This is a genomic window from Micromonospora sp. C97 (genome assembly GCF_018070385.1).
Taxonomy (GTDB): domain Bacteria; phylum Actinomycetota; class Actinomycetes; order Mycobacteriales; family Micromonosporaceae; genus Micromonospora; species Micromonospora parva.
The window spans coordinates 95,627-112,156 of record NZ_JAGPXU010000001.1 but is presented as its reverse complement, the minus strand read 5'-3'; the positions used below and the strand labels follow the sequence as shown (position 1 = coordinate 112,156).

General features: G+C 72.6%; 14 protein-coding genes. 8 read left to right on the top strand and 6 right to left on the bottom strand.

The annotated features are described in order from the left end of the window. Nucleotides 1-3 precede the first annotated feature (3 nt). The 5 genes from KBX26_RS00450 to KBX26_RS00430 are packed head-to-tail and all read left to right on the top strand — an operon-like array spanning nucleotide 4 to nucleotide 5,633. Nucleotides 4-960: an ABC transporter permease gene (locus tag KBX26_RS00450; protein ID WP_030337089.1), complete on the top strand. Its 957-nt coding sequence runs from the start codon at nucleotides 4-6 to the stop codon at nucleotides 958-960. Beyond that, nucleotides 957-1,844 carry an ABC transporter permease gene (locus KBX26_RS00445; protein ID WP_030337087.1) on the top strand — a complete coding sequence of 296 codons (888 nt, stop codon included), beginning with the start codon at nucleotides 957-959 and terminating at the stop codon, nucleotides 1,842-1,844. The genes KBX26_RS00450 and KBX26_RS00445 overlap by 4 nt, the downstream gene beginning before the upstream one ends. Next, complete coding sequence (locus KBX26_RS00440) at nucleotides 1,841-2,848, top strand: ABC transporter ATP-binding protein (protein ID WP_210864386.1); 1,008 nt, start codon at nucleotides 1,841-1,843, stop codon at nucleotides 2,846-2,848. Before KBX26_RS00445 ends, KBX26_RS00440 begins: the two co-directional genes overlap by 4 nt. After that, nucleotides 2,845-3,846: an ABC transporter ATP-binding protein gene (locus tag KBX26_RS00435; protein WP_210864385.1), complete on the top strand. Its 1,002-nt coding sequence runs from the start codon at nucleotides 2,845-2,847 to the stop codon at nucleotides 3,844-3,846. Before KBX26_RS00440 ends, KBX26_RS00435 begins: the two co-directional genes overlap by 4 nt. Further along, nucleotides 3,843-5,633: a gamma-glutamyltransferase family protein gene (locus KBX26_RS00430; protein ID WP_030337084.1), complete on the top strand. Its 1,791-nt coding sequence runs from the start codon at nucleotides 3,843-3,845 to the stop codon at nucleotides 5,631-5,633. The genes KBX26_RS00435 and KBX26_RS00430 overlap by 4 nt, the downstream gene beginning before the upstream one ends. 23 nt (nucleotides 5,634-5,656) lie before the next feature. Here KBX26_RS00430 and KBX26_RS00425 read toward each other — a convergent pair whose 3' ends face one another. After that, entirely contained in the window at nucleotides 5,657-6,337 is a 681-nt protein-coding gene (locus tag KBX26_RS00425; protein ID WP_036412443.1) for a GntR family transcriptional regulator, read from the bottom strand. Between the two features lie 70 nt (nucleotides 6,338-6,407). Between KBX26_RS00425 and KBX26_RS00420 the strand changes: the two genes are divergently transcribed. Continuing rightward, nucleotides 6,408-7,124 carry a YoaK family protein gene (locus tag KBX26_RS00420; RefSeq protein WP_210864384.1) on the top strand — a complete coding sequence of 239 codons (717 nt, stop codon included), beginning with the start codon at nucleotides 6,408-6,410 and terminating at the stop codon, nucleotides 7,122-7,124. A gap of 169 nt (nucleotides 7,125-7,293) precedes the next feature. Next, complete coding sequence (locus tag KBX26_RS00415; protein ID WP_210864383.1) at nucleotides 7,294-11,160, top strand: S8 family serine peptidase; 3,867 nt, start codon at nucleotides 7,294-7,296, stop codon at nucleotides 11,158-11,160. 52 nt (nucleotides 11,161-11,212) lie between these two features. Here the strand turns inward: KBX26_RS00415 and KBX26_RS00410 are convergent, their stop codons facing one another. The 5 genes from KBX26_RS00410 to KBX26_RS00390 form a co-directional block, all read right to left on the bottom strand. Next, nucleotides 11,213-12,178: a helix-turn-helix domain-containing protein gene (locus KBX26_RS00410; RefSeq protein WP_210864382.1), complete on the bottom strand. Its 966-nt coding sequence runs from the start codon at nucleotides 12,176-12,178 to the stop codon at nucleotides 11,213-11,215. 112 nt (nucleotides 12,179-12,290) lie between these two features. Then, a complete protein-coding gene (locus KBX26_RS00405) occupies nucleotides 12,291-12,917 on the bottom strand; it encodes a response regulator transcription factor (RefSeq protein ID WP_210864381.1) in 627 nt (208 codons plus the stop codon). Then, nucleotides 12,914-14,155 (bottom strand): histidine kinase, encoded by a 1,242-nt coding sequence (locus tag KBX26_RS00400; RefSeq protein WP_307857717.1) that lies wholly within the window; start codon nucleotides 14,153-14,155, stop codon nucleotides 12,914-12,916. Before KBX26_RS00400 ends, KBX26_RS00405 begins: the two co-directional genes overlap by 4 nt. A gap of 5 nt (nucleotides 14,156-14,160) precedes the next feature. Next, nucleotides 14,161-14,613 carry an ABA4-like family protein gene (locus KBX26_RS00395; protein ID WP_030337073.1) on the bottom strand — a complete coding sequence of 151 codons (453 nt, stop codon included), beginning with the start codon at nucleotides 14,611-14,613 and terminating at the stop codon, nucleotides 14,161-14,163. Further along, nucleotides 14,610-15,533, bottom strand: a complete 924-nt coding sequence (locus KBX26_RS00390; RefSeq protein WP_210864380.1) for a hypothetical protein — start codon at nucleotides 15,531-15,533, stop codon at nucleotides 14,610-14,612. Before KBX26_RS00390 ends, KBX26_RS00395 begins: the two co-directional genes overlap by 4 nt. Nucleotides 15,534-15,699: 166 nt before the next feature. Here KBX26_RS00390 and KBX26_RS00385 point away from each other — a divergent pair, with 166 nt between their 5' ends. After that, the gene (locus tag KBX26_RS00385; protein ID WP_030337071.1) at nucleotides 15,700-16,449 is read left to right on the top strand and encodes a glyoxalase; all 750 of its coding nucleotides are present in this window, start codon (nucleotides 15,700-15,702) and stop codon (nucleotides 16,447-16,449) included. Nucleotides 16,450-16,530 lie beyond the last annotated feature (81 nt).

Below are 16,530 nucleotides of genomic sequence, written 5' to 3'. Positions count from 1 at the left end.
GTCGTGGCCCGATATCTGCTCACCCGTGCCTGGCAGTCGGCAGTGACCCTGCTGTTGTCGACGATCGTGGTCTTCGTCGGCGTACGGGCGCTCCCCGGTGACCCGGCCCTCGCGCTGGCCGGCGAGGACCGGTCGCCGGAGGCCCTGGAGGCCATCCGTCGGCACTACGGGCTGGACCAGCCGCTGCCGGTGCAGTTCGCCCAGTACGTGGAGCGGATGGCGCAGGGCGACTTCGGCGTGTCGATCCGCACGGGCACGCCGGTCTCGTCGATGCTCACGACCGCGCTGCCGGTGACCGTCGAGCTGTCCGTCCTGGCGATCCTCATCGCGTCGGCCCTCGGCGTCGGCGCCGGGGTGCTCGCGGCGGTCCGTCGTGGACGGCCGGCGGAGTGGCTCGCCAACGGCCTGGCCCTGATCGGCCTGTCGGTGCCGCACTTCTGGCTCGGGCTGCTGGCGATCCTCTACCTGTCCGTGGCGACCGGGCTCTTCCCCGCCTCCGGCTTCGTGCCGATCCTGGAGGACCCGGTGGACAACCTGCACCACATCGTCCTGCCCGCGGTGATCCTCGGCACCGGCCTCGCCGCCATCATCATGCGGCAGACCCGCTCGGCGATGCTCGACTCGCTCTCCTCCGACTACGTGCGGACGGCGAAGGCGAAGGGGCTGCGACCGCGCGCCGTCATCACCCGGCACGCCCTGCGCAACAGCCTCATCGTGGTGGTGACCGTCGTGGGCCTGCAACTCGGCGGGCTGATCTCCGGCGCGGTCGTCACCGAACAGATCTTCGGGCTGCCGGGCTTCGGCAAGATGACCATCGACGCGGTGTTCCAACGGGACTACCCGGTGATCCAGGCCGTCGTCCTGCTCACCGCGGCGGCCTACATCGTGATCAACCTCTTCGTGGATCTGCTCTACTCGGTCATCGATCCCCGCATCCGGGTGACGGGAGATCCGGCATGACCGTCCTCACCGTACCGATGGCGGAGACCGGCACCGCCAGCGTCACCCGGCGTACCCGCGTGCTGCGGCGGCTGCGCCGCAACCCGCTCGCCGTCGTGAGTTTCGTCGTGCTCGCGCTGGCGGGCGTCATCGCCGTGCTGTCGCCCTGGCTCGCGCCCTACTCGGTCGACCAGACCGACTTCGCCCGTACGTTCGCACCGCCCGGCACCGCCGGGCACCTGCTGGGCACCGACGACCTCGGCCGCGACGTCCTCTCCCGCATCATGCTCGGTGCCCGGGCGTCGTTGCAGGTGGGGCTCCTCGCGGTGGCCACGTCCCTGGTCATCGGGGTGCCACTCGGGCTCGCGGCCGGCTACTTCCGGGCCTGGGACGCGGTGATCTCCCGCTTCACCGACCTACTGCTGGCGTTCCCGTTCCTGATCATGGCGGTGGGGCTGGCGGCCATCCGGGGCGCCAGCCTCGGCAACGCCGCGGTGGCCATCGGCATCGCCCAGATCCCCGGGGTGATCCGGGTGGTCCGCTCGGACACCCTGCGCCTCAAGTCACTCGACTTCGTGGCGGCGGCCGTCGTCGACGGCGCGAGCGACCTGTGGGTGCTGGCCCGGCACATCCTGCCAAACGCGACGTCGGTGATCCTGGTGCAGGCCACCGTCGCCATCCCCGCCGCGATCCTCGGCGAGGCGGTGCTGTCGTTCCTCGGCCTCGGCATCCAGCCCCCGGCGCCCAGCCTCGGCACCATGTTGGCCACCGCGCAGCAGTTCGCCGCCCGCGCACCGTGGGCCGCCGTCCTGCCCGGCGTCGTCATCATGGGGCTGGCGCTGGCGTTCAACGTCTTCGGTGACGCCCTGCGCGACGCCCTCGACCCGAAGGGAGACCGACGATGACCACGGCCGGAGCGCCCGTGCTGGAGATCCGCGACCTGTCGGTGTCGTTCCCCACCGAGACCGGCACCGTCTCGGCGGTCGACGGTGTCAGCCTTGACCTCGCGCCCGGCGAGATCGTTGGGATGGTGGGCGAGTCGGGGTGCGGAAAGAGCGTCACCGCGATGAGCATCGCCGGGCTGCTACCGGGCAGCGCCCGGGTCACCGGCTCGGTGCGCCTGGACGGCACCCAGCTGATCGGGGCCCGCGAGGTGGCGCTTCGCCGGGTCCGGGGCCGGGAGATCGCCTACATCTTTCAGGAACCGATGACGTCGTTGAACCCGGTGCTCACCGTCGGGAGGCAGATCGGCGAGGTGCTCCAGGTCCACGAGCGGATGTCCCGGCGGGCGGCGCGGGCGCGCGCCGTCGAGCTGCTGACGCTCGTCGGGATCCCGTCCGCCGCCCAACGCGTCGACACCTATCCGCACCAGCTCTCCGGCGGCATGCGCCAGCGCGTGATGATCGCGATGGCGGTGGCCTGCGGCCCGAAGGTGCTGGTGGCCGACGAGCCGACCACCGCACTGGACGTCACAGTGCAGGCCGGCATCCTGCAGGTGCTGCGGGACCTGCGCGACCAGCTCGGCACGAGTGTCCTCATCATCACCCACGACCTCGGCGTGATCGCCGACATCGCGGACCGCGTCGTCGTCATGTACGCGGGACGGGTGGCGGAACGGGCACCGGTGGACGACCTGTTCGCCCACCCCCGACACCGGTACACCGCCGGTCTGCTGTCGGCGTCGCCGCAGCCGGGCCGGCACGCCGGGACGGACCGGTTGACCGAGATCCCCGGGCTGGTGCCCGTCCTGGCCAGCCAACCCGACGCCTGCACCTTCGCGGATCGCTGCCCGGCCGCCGACGAGCGGTGCCGCACGGCCGCCCCGCCGCTGGCGGGGGTCGGTGGCACCGACCACGTCGCGGCCTGCTGGCACCCGTGCGAGACGGCCCCTCAGGAGGCGAACCGATGACGCCGCAGCCGAACGCCCTGGAGATCACGGACCTGGTGATGCACTTCGGCCCGGTGCGTGCCGTGGACGGGGTGTCGCTGACCATCCCGCGCGGCCGGGTCACCGCCCTGGTGGGGGAGAGCGGCTCCGGAAAGTCGACGGTGGGCCGCTGCGTGGTACGCCTCGTCGAGCCGACAGCGGGAACGGTGCGGATCGCCGGCACTGACGTCACCCACCTGTCCCGACGGCACCTGCGCCCCCATCGCGGCGCGGTGTCGATCGTCTTCCAGGACCCGGCCGCGTCCCTGGACCCGCGCATGCTGGTGGGTGAGATCGTGGCCGAGCCGCTGCGGCTGGCCGGCAAGCGGATGTCCCGGCGCGAGCGGGAGGCCCGCGTCGCTCCCCAACTGGAACGGGTGGGACTGCGCGCCGAGGTGGCCCGTCGCTATCCCCACGAACTGTCCGGCGGGCAACGCCAGCGGGTCAGCATCGCGCGGGCACTGATCTCCGAACCGATGCTGCTCATCGCCGACGAACCGACCAGCGCGCTCGACGTGTCGGTGCAGGCGTCGGTGCTCAACCTCCTCGCCGACCTGCAACGCGACATCGGGTTCGCCTGCCTCTTCATCACCCACGACCTCTCCGCCGTCGAGTACCTGGCCGACGAGATCGCGGTCATGTACCTGGGGCAACTCGTCGAACGGGGCAGCCGCGAGCGGATCTTCGCCCGGCCCGCCCACCCGTACACGCAGGCGCTGCTGTCCGCCGCGCCGGTGGCTGATCCGGTGCGTCAGCGCCACCGTCAGCCGGTGCTGCTCGGCGACGACCTGCCGTCCGCGCTCGACCCGCCGTCGGGCTGCCGGTTCCGGACCCGGTGCCCGCTCGCCTTCGACAGGTGCGCGACCGAGGTGCCGGCGCAGACCGCGATCGGCGACGGCATGGCCGCGTGCCACCTGGTCCAGCCGGACGGCACCGGCCCCGACGTTCGCACCGCAGATCCCAGTGAGGTGTTGTCATGACGTTCACCACCCGACCCACGTTGCAGGGCACCTTCGGCATGGTGTCCTCCACCCACTGGCTCGCCAGCCAGGCGGCGATGGGCATCCTCGAACGCGGGGGAAACGCCTTCGACGCCGCGGTCACCGCCGGGTTCGTCCTGCACGTCGTCGAGCCGCACCTGAACGGGCCGGGCGGCGAGGTGCCGGCCATCGTGGCCACCGCACAGGACCCCCGGCCGAAGGTGCTGTGCGGGCAGGGGCCGGCACCGGCCGGCGCCACCATCGCGCACTTCCGGTCCCTCGGGATGGACCTCATCCCGGGCGCCGGCCCGCTCGCGGCGGCCGTGCCCGGCGCCGTGGACGCCTGGCTCCTGCTGCTGCGTGAGCACGGCACGCTCACCCTCGCCGAGGTGCTGGAACCGGCCATCGGCTACGCCGGCGCCGGGCACCCGGTGGTGGGCCGGGTCGGTGACACAGTGGCCGCCGTCCGGTCGTTGTTCGAGGAACACTGGCCCACGTCCGCCGCGCTCTGGCTGCGCGACGGCCGGCCACCGGCCGCGGGGGAGTTGGTCACCAACCCGGCGTACGCGGACACGCTGCGTCGGCTCGTCGAGGCGGGACAGGCTGCCGGCGTCGACCGGGAGGCCCAGATCGAGGCGGCGCGCCGGGCCTGGAGCACGGGTTTCGTCGCCGAAGCGATCGACGCGTTCAGCCGGCGACCGTTCCAGGACTCCAGCGGACGCCCGCACGCCGGGCTGGTCACCGGCGACGACCTGGCCGCGTACTCGGCGAGCTGGGAGGCGCCCGCCACCCTCGACTGGCACGGCTACTCGGTGGCGAAGACCGGGTTCTGGGGTCAGGGCCCGGTGCTGCTGGAGTCACTGGCCACACTGGACGCGCTCGACGACCCGGGCGCGTACGACCCGGGGACCGCAGCCGGCGTCCACGCCCAGGTCGAGGCGCTCAAGCTCGCCTTCGCCGACCGGGAGGCCTGGTACGGCGACGACGTCGACGTGCCCGCCAAGGCGCTGCTCTCCCCGCAGTACGCGCGGGAGCGGGCCGCCCTGATCGGCGACCGCGCGTCGGCGGAGCTGCGGCCGGGGCGTCCGGACGGTGCGCAGCCGCGCCTGCCGGCCCACGTCCGACCCGGTGCCGTCCGGCGTACCGGGTCGACGGATGCCGCGACGGGGGAGCCGACGGTGCAGTCGGACGGGGTGACCCGGGGCGACACGTGTCACGTGGACGTGGTCGACCGCTGGGGCAACATGATCTCCGCGACGCCCAGCGGCGGCTGGTTGCAGAGCTCCCCGACGATTCCGGAGCTCGGTTTCCCGTTGGGCAGCAGGTTGCAGATGTTCTGGCTGGAGGAGGGGCTGGCCTCGTCGCTGGCACCGGGCCGTCGCCCGCGGACGACGTTGAGCCCGACGATGGTGCACCGCGACGGTGAGCCGGTGCTGGCGTGCGGCACCCCCGGTGGCGACCAGCAGGACCAGTGGCAGTTGCCGTTCCTGCTGCGGCACCTCGTGGGCGGTCAGAGTCTGCAGGAGGCCATCGACGCGCCGGCGTGGCACACGGTCAGCCTGCCGGGGTCGTTCTATCCACGCGACATGCAGCCGGGTGTCCTGGTGGTGGAGGACCGGCTCGACGAGGGCGTGCTGGCGGCGCTGCGGGCGTACGGGCACGAGGTGCGGGTCACCGACGGGTGGAGCCTGGGCCGGCTCTGTGCGGTGACCCGCGACCCGGCCACCGGGCTGCTGGCCGCCGGTGCGAACCCCCGGGGGATGCAGGGTTACGCGTGCGGCCGGTAGCGGGTGCCGCGGCCACCTGAGCGTCAGCGGGCGGCGTAGCCGCCTTCGGCGTTCTCGTAGGCCGCGGCGGAGGCCGCGTCGAGGTGGTTGAGCGCGGCCCGCTCGGCGCGGTCGCCGTCGCCCGACTCGATGGCGTCGACGAGCTGGATGTGCTCGGCCCACGAGTGGGGGGCCCGTTCGGCCGCCCCGAGCCGGAAGATCCACTGCACATGGAGGTAGAGCGACTTGGCGATCGACGACAGCCAGGGGTTTCCGCTGATCTGCAGGATGCGCAGGTGCAGCGTGCTGTTGAGCTCGGCGACCCGGGCCAGGTCCTGTCGCTGCGTCGCCTCGCGGCCCTGGTCGAGCAGGGCGCGCAGGGACGCCACGTCGGCGGCGGTGGCCCGCTCGGCGGCCAGCCGGGCGGCCAACGCCTCCAGCCGCTCGCGTACGGCGAACATGTCGGCGATGGTCCCGCTGCTCGGTGAGGCGACGACAGCTCCCCGGCGGGGGAGGATCACCACGAACCCCTCCGCCTCGGCGACCCGCAGCGCCTCCCGGACGGGGTTGCGGGAGACGCCGAAGTCCTCGGCGAGCCGGTCCTCGGTGAGCCGTTCCCCGGGAAGGTAGTCGCCGTCGATGATGGCGGTCCGCAGCGCGGCGAGGACCTGATCGCGGAGCGGCAGGTGTTGCGCGCCGAGCTTGTCCCGTAGGTCTTCAGCCACCTGGTCGCCTCTCCGTGAACGTGTCCGGACAAAGTGTATACGAAGAACAATCACCGGAAGGTGGCCGACAGTGTCGAGCACAGCGCCCCGCGTCACCCGCCCCCACGTCGCCGCACACCCAGACGATCGACTGCTGCGCCGGCGGCACGCGCTCGTCGTCGTCCTCACCTTCCTGACCGGAAGCGCCGACGCTCTCGGGTTCCTCGCCCTCGGCGGCGCGTTCGCCAGCGTGATGACCGGCAACATGGTCCTGCTCGGGCTCTCGGCGGGCCGGGGCGAGGCCGACCTGGCAGTGACGTCGGGCTGCGCCATCGTCAGCTTCATCGTCGGTGTCCTCGCGGGCGCCCGCGTCGTCGGCTCGGCGCAGCCCGACGACCCGGTCTGGCCACGACGGGTCACCTGGGCGCTGGTCCTGGAGCTGTCGGTGTTCGTGGTGTTCGCCGTCGTCTGGGAGGTCACGCTGCACGCCCCCGACGCGCGCGTGCACCTGGCGCTGCTGATGCTGTCCGCTGTCGCGTTGGGCGTGCAGAGCAGCGCCATCCAACGCTTCGGCGTCTCCGGCCTGTCCTCCACGTACCTGACCGGCACGCTCACCAGCCTGATCGCCGGGGTCGCCGCCCGCAGCCCGTGGGCCGGCCTGCGGCCCAAGGCGCAGGTGCTGCTGGCCCTGATGGTCGGCGCGGCGGTCGGCGCCCTGGTCGCCCTGCACCTGCCGGTCGTCGCCCCGGCCCTGCCGCTGGTGCCGCTGGTGCTCGTCATCGTCGTGTCCGCGCGGATGCGGGGCTGACCGTGGTGGTGGCCCGCCGGTGTCGGTGGGGCCAACGCGGGATGGCGGAGACCCGCCATGTCCGTGCTCCGCCAGTGATCTTGCGGGTCAACCGGATGCCCGTCGCCCGAGAATCGGCGACGGCGGTGTCGGCCCTCCCGGGCGACCGCCCGAGGGAGGGACGTACGTCATGCTGAGACCCAGACCGCTGACACGTCGAGCCATGGGCGCCGTCGGCGCGGCGCTGGCCATCGTGCTCGCACTGCCGACCGGCGCCGCCGTGGCCGCGCCCGCACCGGGCAACGGCGCTGCCGACCCACTGCGCAAGGTGGACCCGCTGGTGCTCGGCTCGGCCCGCGCCGGCACCAACGCCAGCTTCTTCGTCGAGCTGACCGACGAGGCCACGCTGAACCAGAGCGACCTGGACCGGGTCGCGCGGGCCGCCGGTGGCCGGGCCGGGCGGGTCGCCCGCACCACCCGGGTCTACCAGACCAAGCTGGCCCATGCCGAGAAGACCCAGCGTGGGCTGCGTGCCCTGCTGCGCGAGCGGCACGCCGACTTCACCCCGTACTGGATCGCGAACATCATCGAGGTCACCGGCGACCTGAAGCTGGTGACCGAGCTGGCCGGCCGGGCGGACGTCGCGCGGATCACCGCGATCGGTGGGACCGCGCTCGCGGAGCCGGTCCGCACCGCCGGCGCCGCCGCCGACGACCCGCAGCTGCCGTGGAACCTCACGTCGCTCGCCGCCGACAAGGTCTGGCGCGAGTACGGCACCCGCGGCGAGGGCATCGTCGTCGGCAGCGTCGACTCCGGTGTGCAGTACGACCACCCGGCCCTGGTCCGCCAGTACCGTGGCAACGACGGTGACGGCACCTTCACGCACGACTACAACTGGTACGACCCGACCGGGATCTGCCTGCCGTCGACGCCCTGCGACAACTTCGGGCACGGCACCCACACGGTCGGCACGATGGTCGGCGACGACGGCGACGGGCGGATCACCGGTGTGGCCCCGGGCGCCAGCTGGATCGCGGCCAAGGGGTGCGAGGCCAACTACTGCAGCAACAGCGCGTTGCTCGCCGCCGGTCAGTGGATGCTCGCACCGACCGACCACAACGGCGAGAACCCCCGCCCCGACCTCGCCCCGGACATCATCAACAACTCCTGGGGCGGCCACGACGGTGACCCCACCTTCTACGACACCATCATCGACTCCTGGGTCGCCGCCGGCATCTTCCCGGTCTTCGCGGTCGGCAACGAGGCCAAGGAGCTGCCCGAGCCGTGCGGCTCGGCGGGGCACCCGGCCACCAACCCGCTGGCGTACGCCGTCGGCGCGACCGACTCCACCGGTGTGATCGCCGACTTCTCCAGCCGTGGGCCGGGCCGCGAGGACGCGGTACGGCCGGACATCACCGCCCCCGGGGTGGGCATCCTCTCGTCAGTGCCGGGCAGCGACTGGGGCATGAGCGACGGCACCTCCATGGCCGCGCCGCACGTCGCCGGCGCGGTCGCCCTGGCGTGGTCGGCGGTGCCGAACCTGCGCCGCGACCTGGCGACCACCCGGGAACTGCTGGACCGCACCGCGCACGACGTCAACGACCTTCAGTGCGGTGGCACCCCGGCCGACAACAACGTCTACGGCGAGGGTCGGCTCGACGCGTACGACCTGGTGACCCAGGCCTCGACGGCGCAGCTCGGCGGCGTCGTGGTGCACGCGAAGCTGAACGGGACCGTGCTCTCCGGTGCGAAGATCACCCTGACCTCCGCGCTGGTCACCCGCACCGCCCGCACCGACGCGCGCGGCACCGTCCAACTGGGTCGGGTCCCGGCCGGGGAGTACACCCTGACCGCGTCGTTCTTCGCGCGGCGGACCGTACGGCAGAGCATCACCGTGTCGACCAGCGGCACCACCAACCTGACCGTGGACCTGTCCGAGCCCGCGCCGTGGCAGGCGATCCAGGGTCGGGTCACCGACCCGGCGGGCAAACCGGTCGTGGGCGCCCGGTTGGCGCTCGCCGGGGAGACGTTCCCGGCATTCGTCACCGACGCCGACGGTCACTACACCGGGATGCTGCCCGAGGCCGACTACGACCTGCTGGTCGAGTACGGCCGGTGGCTGGCACCGAAGACTGTCGCGCTGAGCGTCGACGGGCCGCAGACGGTGGACGTGGCGCTGGCCGCGAAGGCCGACCGGCACGGCTACCAGGCGGGGACGGCCACCGCGCAGTGGGTCGACGGCGGCAGCGTGCTCGCCCTCACCGGTGACACCGCGAGCCGGGCCGTCGACCTGCCGTTCCCGATGACCTTCTACGGCAGCACCTACCGTCGGCTCACCGTGCACACCGACGGTTACCTGACCTTCGGCGTCGACACGAGCACCTCGGTCGGCGACAACGGTCCGCTGCCCGCCCCGGCGGTCTCGGCGCCGGCCGTCTACGCGTTCTGGGACGACCTGATCCTGGACCACGCGTCGACGGTGCGTACCAGGGTGTCCGGCACCGGCACGGCCCGACAGTTCGTGGTCAGCTGGAACCGGGCCGCGCTCAAGAGCGCGCCGAAGAACCGGATCGACGTGCAGGTACGCCTCGGCGAGAACGGCACCGTCACCATCCAGTACCGCAAGCTCGCCACCACCGCGGAGGGGGCCGGCGGCTCGGCGACCGTCGGCATCGAGGACGCCACCGGCCGCGACGCGCTGACCTACTCGCGCGACGAGCAGGTGCTCGACGCGGGCGACGCGGTCACCTTCCGGGTGGCCGGTCGGGGCCTGCTGCGGGGCACGGTGCGCGACGCGAACGACCGTCAGCCGCTGGCCGGCGCGACGGTACGGGTCGAGTCGGCCGACGCCCCGCAGCCGATCATCGCGACCACCGACGCGGACGGCTTCTACCAGCTGGAGGCGCCGGCCGGGCCGGTCACGGTGACCGCGCTGCAACCCGGCTACGACCTGCCGGGGAGCACCGTCGACGTGGTCGAGTCGACGGTCGTCACGCACGACCTGGCGCTGCGTACGCCGCTGCTGCTGGCCAACAGGAACGCGATCTCGGTGACCGCCCGGGCCGGAGCGACCCGCACCGCGACGGTGACACTGACCAACCGGGGTGACCTGCCGGCCACCTGGCTGGCCCGGGAAATCAACTCGCCCACCCCGCCGACCGGCATCCCCGGCCGGCAGCTCAGCTCGTTCCCGCTCAAGGAGCTCTACAACGCCTACGGCGTCGGCTACCGCAACGGCGAGTTGATCGTCTCCAACTCGTACCTGTTCGGGCAGATGCAGCGCTTCAGCACCGACGGCCGGTCACTGGCCAAGGGTGTGCTGCCGATCGACGGCTGGCCCTCGGACATGGCGTACGTGGCGAGCCGGGACCTGATGTGCGCGCCGAAGATGTCGTTCATCGGGGACCTGCCGATCGTGTGTTTCGACCCGGACACCCTGGAGGTGAAGGAGACCATCACCGGGCCGTGGGCCGGCAAGCTCTACTACGGGCTGGCCTACCGCGCCTCGGACGACACCTTCTACCTCAGCGGCGACAACCGCATCCGGCACCTCGCCGGGTTGTCGCACCCGCAGCCCGGCTCGGTGCTGGGGGAGTGCACCCCGCCCATCCCGTGGATGACCGGCCTGGCCCTCAACGAGGAACACAACGTGTTGTGGGGCATCAACCAGGACTCCAAGGAGTCGATCTGGGCGCTCGACCCGGCCACCTGCCAGCCGCTGGCCTCGGTGCCCGATCCGGACCCGAACCCGCTCAGCGGGGCCGGGCTGGACCTGGACGAGCAGGGCAACCTGTGGGTGCTCGGTAACGCGACCGGCCGGCCGTACGGCGCCAAGGTCTATCACGTCGACGGTTCGCTGCCGGCGTACAGCGACGTGCCGTGGCTGTCCGCCGCCACCGCCGGCGAGGTGCCGGCCGGGGCGAAGGGCACGCTGGCCGTCACTGTGGACACCACCGGCCTGGCGCCGGGCACGTACGTCGCCACGCTGCTGGTCACCAACAACGGTGCCAAGGGCGCGTCCACCCCGGTCACCGTGTCGGTGACGGTCACGAAGTGAGCACCGGGGCCTGCCGTCACCTCCCGTGTCGGCAGGCCCCCCACCGCCGGGTTCAGAGCCAGTCGTGGCGGGCGATGAACCAGCCGAGCTGCATCCGGGTGGCGCTCCCGGTCGCGTCCATCAACTGCCGCAACCGCCGCTGCACCGTCCGCAGCGAGATGCCCAACTGGGAGGCGACCGCCTTGTCCGGCAGCCCGGTCATCAGCAGGGACAGGATCTGCCGGTCGACGAGGGTGGGCGTGCTCTGCCGCTCGACGTCGTCGACCACCTCGCTGGCCGGGGCGAGCCGCAGCGGCGTGGCCCGGTCCCAGACCTCGGTGAACAGCGCCACGAGCACCTCCACCCAGGTGGCGCCCCGGACCACCAGTGCCCACGGTTCGGTGCTGTCGGCGCGGGCGGGGAAGGAGATCAGGGCGACCCGGCGGTCGGCGACGGCGAGCTTGCCGGGCACGTTCGCGGCGACCCGTGCCTGTTCACCGGCGGCGACGAATTGGCCGATGTGGGCGGCCGCACCCGGCCGTTCCAACCCCCGCCGGTCGTACACCACCCGGAAGGCGACGCCCCGGCCGAGCATCTCGATTTCGGTCGGGTTGTCCTGCAGCACTGCCGCGTACGGCGGGCGGTCGAAGCCGAGCACCTCCTCCTGCGCCCCGCGCAGGAACTGGTCGAACGCCTGCATGATCGCGGGAACGCCGACCACCAACTGGACGTCCTGGTCCATCGGGTCCGCCGGGCGTTGCTGCCGCAGCCAGTCCCACAGGCCGACCCGCGCCTCCTGAAGCTCGCGCATCCGCTGGTTCAGCAGCGACTCGATGGCCAGGTCGGGTGGGGCGGCACCGGCGCGGCCGGCGACCACGCGGACCAGCCCGGCCCGGGTGAGGGCGTCGAGCGCGTGCTCCAGCTCGGCGACCGTGGCCGCGACCCGTGGTGCCAGCTCCGCAGCGGTCCCGGCACTGCCCCGGACCAACTCCAGGTAGACCTTCTCCTCCAGCTCGCTCAGACCGAATGCGCCCAGCAACAGACCACCACACCCGCCTCGGGCGGCCCGCCGTTCGTGCGGCTCCGCTCCAGCTGATCTTGGAGCGCTCCCAGCGGCACGTCAAGAGGCGCGAGCGGACGGCTTCCGCGCGTCAGACGCCGCGAGCGAACAGCGCCAGACGGACCCGGTTGGGGCTGTCGGTCTTGGCCATCAGGCTGGTGATGTGGGTCTTGACCGTGGTGACGCCGATGTGGAGCCGGTCGGCGATCTCGGTGTTGGACAGACCCTCGGCGACCAGGTCGAGCACGTCGCGTTCCCGGGCGGTCAGACCCGGCAGGGCCGGTGGGGAGTCGGGGCGGGCGTGCACCGCGCGCTGGACGAGGCGACGCAGCACCTCCGGGCTGAACGGGCTGTCACCGACGGCGGCCCGGCGGATGCCGTCCAGCAGCTCGATGGGGGGCGCGTCCTTGAGCAGGAACCCGCACGCCCCGGCGGTCAACGCGGGGTACAGATGGTCGTCGTCGCCGAACGTGGTCAGCACCAGGATGCGGGTGGTGGGACGGTCGGCGAGGATCCGGCTGGTCGCGGTGATCCCGTCGACACCGGGCATCCGCAGGTCCATCACGACGACGTCGGGGACGAGCCGCCCGGCCAGCGCAATCGCCTCGCGGCCGTTGTCGGCCTCCCCGACGACCTCGATGTCGGGTTGGGCGTCGCAGAGCATGCGCAGCCCGGCCCGGATGAGGTGCTGGTCGTCGACCAGCAGCACCCGGATCACGCCGGCTCCGGTGCGGGGGAGCCGGCGGACGCCGCGCGGTCCCGGGGCAGCGACCGGGTCGACGGCTCGGTGGCGTTGGCCGGGAGCACGGTCCGCACCCGCCACCCCGTTTCCGTCGGGCCGGCATCCAGCCGGCCGCCGAGGACCTCGACCCGCTCGCGCATTCCGGTGATGCCGTGCCCGCCGCCGGCCGGCACGCCCACCGGCACCCCACCACGGCCGTTGTCGCTGACCTCCCAGTGCACCGCGCCGTCCCGGACGGCGACCACGAGGTGCGCGAGCGCGGACGTTCCCGCGTGTTTGGCCACGTTGGTCAGCGCCTCCTGGGTCAGTCGCAGCACCGCCATGCCGCGCACCGCGTCGAGGGAACCGATCGCCGGGTCGAGGTCGGCCTCCACGGTGATACCGGCCTGGCGGGCCCGGTCGATGGACGCGCCGAGCGCCGCCGGCAGCGCGGTGGGCTCGATGGCGGTCAGCGCCGCGTCGCCGCGTACCCCGTCGGGGTTGCGCAGCACCGCGACCAGCCGGCGCAGCTCCGCGAGGGCCGCGGTGCCGGTGCCGTGCACGTCGTCGAACACCTCGGCCACCCGGGGGTCCGGGTCGGTGAGCACGTGCCGGGCCACGCCGACCCGCAGGACCATCGACGCCACGTGATGCGCGACGACGTCGTGCAGCTCGCGGGCGATGGCGCTGCGTTCGTCGGCGCGGGCCGCGCGGCTCTCCGACTCGTGCTGGCGTTGCTCGGCCAGGGCCCGTTCCACGGCCTGCCGGCCCAGCTCCCGGTTGGCGCGGATGACCAGGCCGAGCAGCACCGGCACGCCGACCTCCACGGCGAGCCCGACGACCCCGGAGGCGAACCGGCGTGGCGGGTCGCCGATCGAGTCGGTCAGGTCGACCACCACCAGCAGCGCGGTGGCCAGCCAGATGGCCCGGGGGCCGCGCGCCCGCATGGTCATCTCGAGCAACGCCCAACTGGCGCCGACCTGGTTGATGGTGAAGTCGTCGATCAGGCTGATGGCGACCGCCAGCAGGGCGGCCTGCGCCACCATGTTGACAACCGGTCGACGGTGCGCCGCCAGCGCCATCGCGAACGCTGGCACCGCGAGGACCCACTGTGCCGTCGTGGGCGTGCTGGTGGAGTGCGGGACGACGAGCAGGTAGCACAACCCGGTGAGGTCGAGCAGCACCATCCGCACGAGTGTGTCCCGCAGGTCGAACAGTCGCACCAGCCAGCTCACGACGGTCAGCCTAGGCGCTGCGGGCCGGTGGCGGCGGTCGCCGGCCGCCGCCACCGGGTCCGGACCGCGAGGTAGGCGGCCAGGCCGAGCGGTCCGAGCAGGATGGTCAGCAGCAGCACTGGAGCCATCACCAGCGCCGGCACCCCCCGTTCCCTGCTGTCCAACCACGCCCACCGCCCGACGAACAGATCGAACGCGATCATGTGCGCCCAGCCCGCCGCCGCCCCGTCGGAGGTGCCGAGCAGGTCGCGCACCCCGGTCAGGGTCGGCGACGCCACGGCCGGCAGCACGTCACCGAACGCCGGAAGGACCAGCAGCGCGTAGATCAGCACGACCGGCAGCACGATCAGCGGCGAGGCGATGATCCGGGCGGTCCACGACCAGCGGGGCAGCAGGATCATCAGCGCCCAGAACGGCGCGGCCACCGCGAAGGTCAGGGCGAACAGCGTCGCGGTCATGCGGCCAGCGCCACATCAGGGCGGCGGCGGGCCAGCACCAGGCCGGCCGCGGTCGCCGTCGCGAGCACCAGCGCCGCGACCGCGACGAGCGTGGCGGCGTCCGGGCGCAACAGCGGCTGTCCGCGCAGGGCCTGCCAGGTCAACAACACAGTGAGTACGCCGTACGCGCCGCCCGCGACGACCAGCAGCCGGGCGCGGGTGCGCTCGTCCAACCGGGTGGCGAACCGGCTCAGCAGGATCGCCAGGATCGGCAACGCCTGCAGCGCGTGCAGCCCCACGAAGTGCCCGATCCGCAGGTCACCGCCGGTGGTGCTCCAGCCGACGATCGGCAACCCCGGCCCGCCGTCGAGCACGCCGACGCTGTGCGCCCCGCCGATTCCCTCGATCCCCGGGTCCTGCATGGGCAGCGCCATCGGTACCGCCGCGAGCATGCCCAGCAGGGACAGGCCGAGCCCCCACCCGACGGCCGTCAGAGCCGCCCGGTCCGGGATCCGCCGGATCAGCACCACGATGCCGACCACGAGGTGCGCGAGGAAGAGCATCATGATCGCCGCGCCCATCGCCGCGAACAGCGCGGTGTTCAGGGGAGTGGTGTCGTTGAAGTGGCTGGTCTGCCCGCGTACCACCTGACCGACGATCACCAGCATCTCGATCACCGCCATCGCGACGATGACAGTGAAGGCCCACTCGGCGGCCCGGCTGCGACGCGGCAGCAGGGAGAGCATCCAGGCGAGCGTCGCGCCGTACAGCACGAAGGACACCGCGAACTTGAACGGCTTGAGCCAGATCGGCGCTCCGGTGAGGACGCGCGGGTCGACAAGGATGCCGACCGCCGCGACGACGGCGAGCACCGCCATCGCGGAGACGAAGACCATCATTGGGCGATTCCAGTGCGTCGCCCGGCGCAGCAGGGTTGTCATGCCTGTAGATGTTCGTGGCCGCGCCCGCCGGTCGCGTCCGACCCCGAGCCCTGGTCGCGGCCGGTGGTCGGAGCCCGTCTCCTCCCCGGGTAGGAGACGAAACCCGTCGAAGCCGTCCGACGGTGCTGGCACAATGGCCGGCCTGTCGACCGGACGGGGAGCGACCATGACCACCAATGCGGACCGTGTCCAACCGAACGAGACCGCAGTGCCGCTGCTGCACTGTGCCGACCCGGAGCAGACACTGGCGTTCTGGCGGGCGCTCGGGTTCGAGGTGACCTACGAGCAGACCAGGCCGTACGTGTACCTGGCGTTTCGGTGGAGCGGCTTCGACCTGCACTACGGGCCGGCGCCGAAGGATCTCGACCCGGCGAGAGAGCACTCCGGCGGCTGCCTGGTGTTGGTGGACGCGGTCGCCGCGTACCACGAGGTGTTCACCGAGGCGATGCGCCGCAGCTACGGCAAGGTGCTGGTCAAGGGCCTGCCGCGGATGACCCGTTACCGGGCCGGAGCGTCGCGGTTCAGCATCGTCGACCCGTCGGGCAACACCATCACCTTCATCCAGCGGGATGAGCCGAAGGACGTGGAGTACGGCGGTTCGAAGGAGCTTGCGGGGTTGGCCCGGGTGCTCGACAACGCGCGGATCCTGCGCGAGTTCAAGCTGGACGATCAGGCGGCCTACCGGGCGCTCGACTCGGGGATGCGCCGCCGCGCGGAGGACGCGCCGGTGGTCGAGCAGGCGATGGCGCTGGCCGCCCTGATCGAACTGGCGACCGTGTTGGACAAGGACGATCGGGTGCCGGAGTGGGGCGAGCGCCTCCGCGCGCTGCCCCTGCCTGCGGAGCAGCGGACGCCGGTGCGGGAGTACGTCGCCGACCCGGCCGTCCTGGAACCGTGGTGGCCTGACGCCAGCTGAGCGTCGGCCTCAGCGGGCGTAGGTCGCGGCGGGGTAGCTGACCCCCGGTGGGTGCGTCTGGTCATTCCATGGAACGGCACG

Excerpts from the sequence above, each read along its gene's own strand:
- KBX26_RS00430 (WP_030337084.1), top strand. The coding sequence starts at position 3,843 with ATGACGTTCACCACCCGACCCACGTTGCAGGGCACCTTCGGCATGGTG.
- KBX26_RS00385 (WP_030337071.1), top strand. The coding sequence starts at position 15,700 with ATGACCACCAATGCGGACCGTGTCCAACCGAACGAGACCGCAGTGCCG.
- KBX26_RS00415 (WP_210864383.1), top strand. The coding sequence starts at position 7,294 with ATGCTGAGACCCAGACCGCTGACACGTCGAGCCATGGGCGCCGTCGGC.
- KBX26_RS00440 (WP_210864386.1), top strand. The coding sequence starts at position 1,841 with ATGACCACGGCCGGAGCGCCCGTGCTGGAGATCCGCGACCTGTCGGTG.
- KBX26_RS00390 (WP_210864380.1), bottom strand. The coding sequence starts at position 15,533 with ATGACAACCCTGCTGCGCCGGGCGACGCACTGGAATCGCCCAATGATG.
- KBX26_RS00445 (WP_030337087.1), top strand. The coding sequence starts at position 957 with ATGACCGTCCTCACCGTACCGATGGCGGAGACCGGCACCGCCAGCGTC.
- KBX26_RS00395 (WP_030337073.1), bottom strand. The coding sequence starts at position 14,613 with ATGACCGCGACGCTGTTCGCCCTGACCTTCGCGGTGGCCGCGCCGTTC.
- KBX26_RS00435 (WP_210864385.1), top strand. The coding sequence starts at position 2,845 with ATGACGCCGCAGCCGAACGCCCTGGAGATCACGGACCTGGTGATGCAC.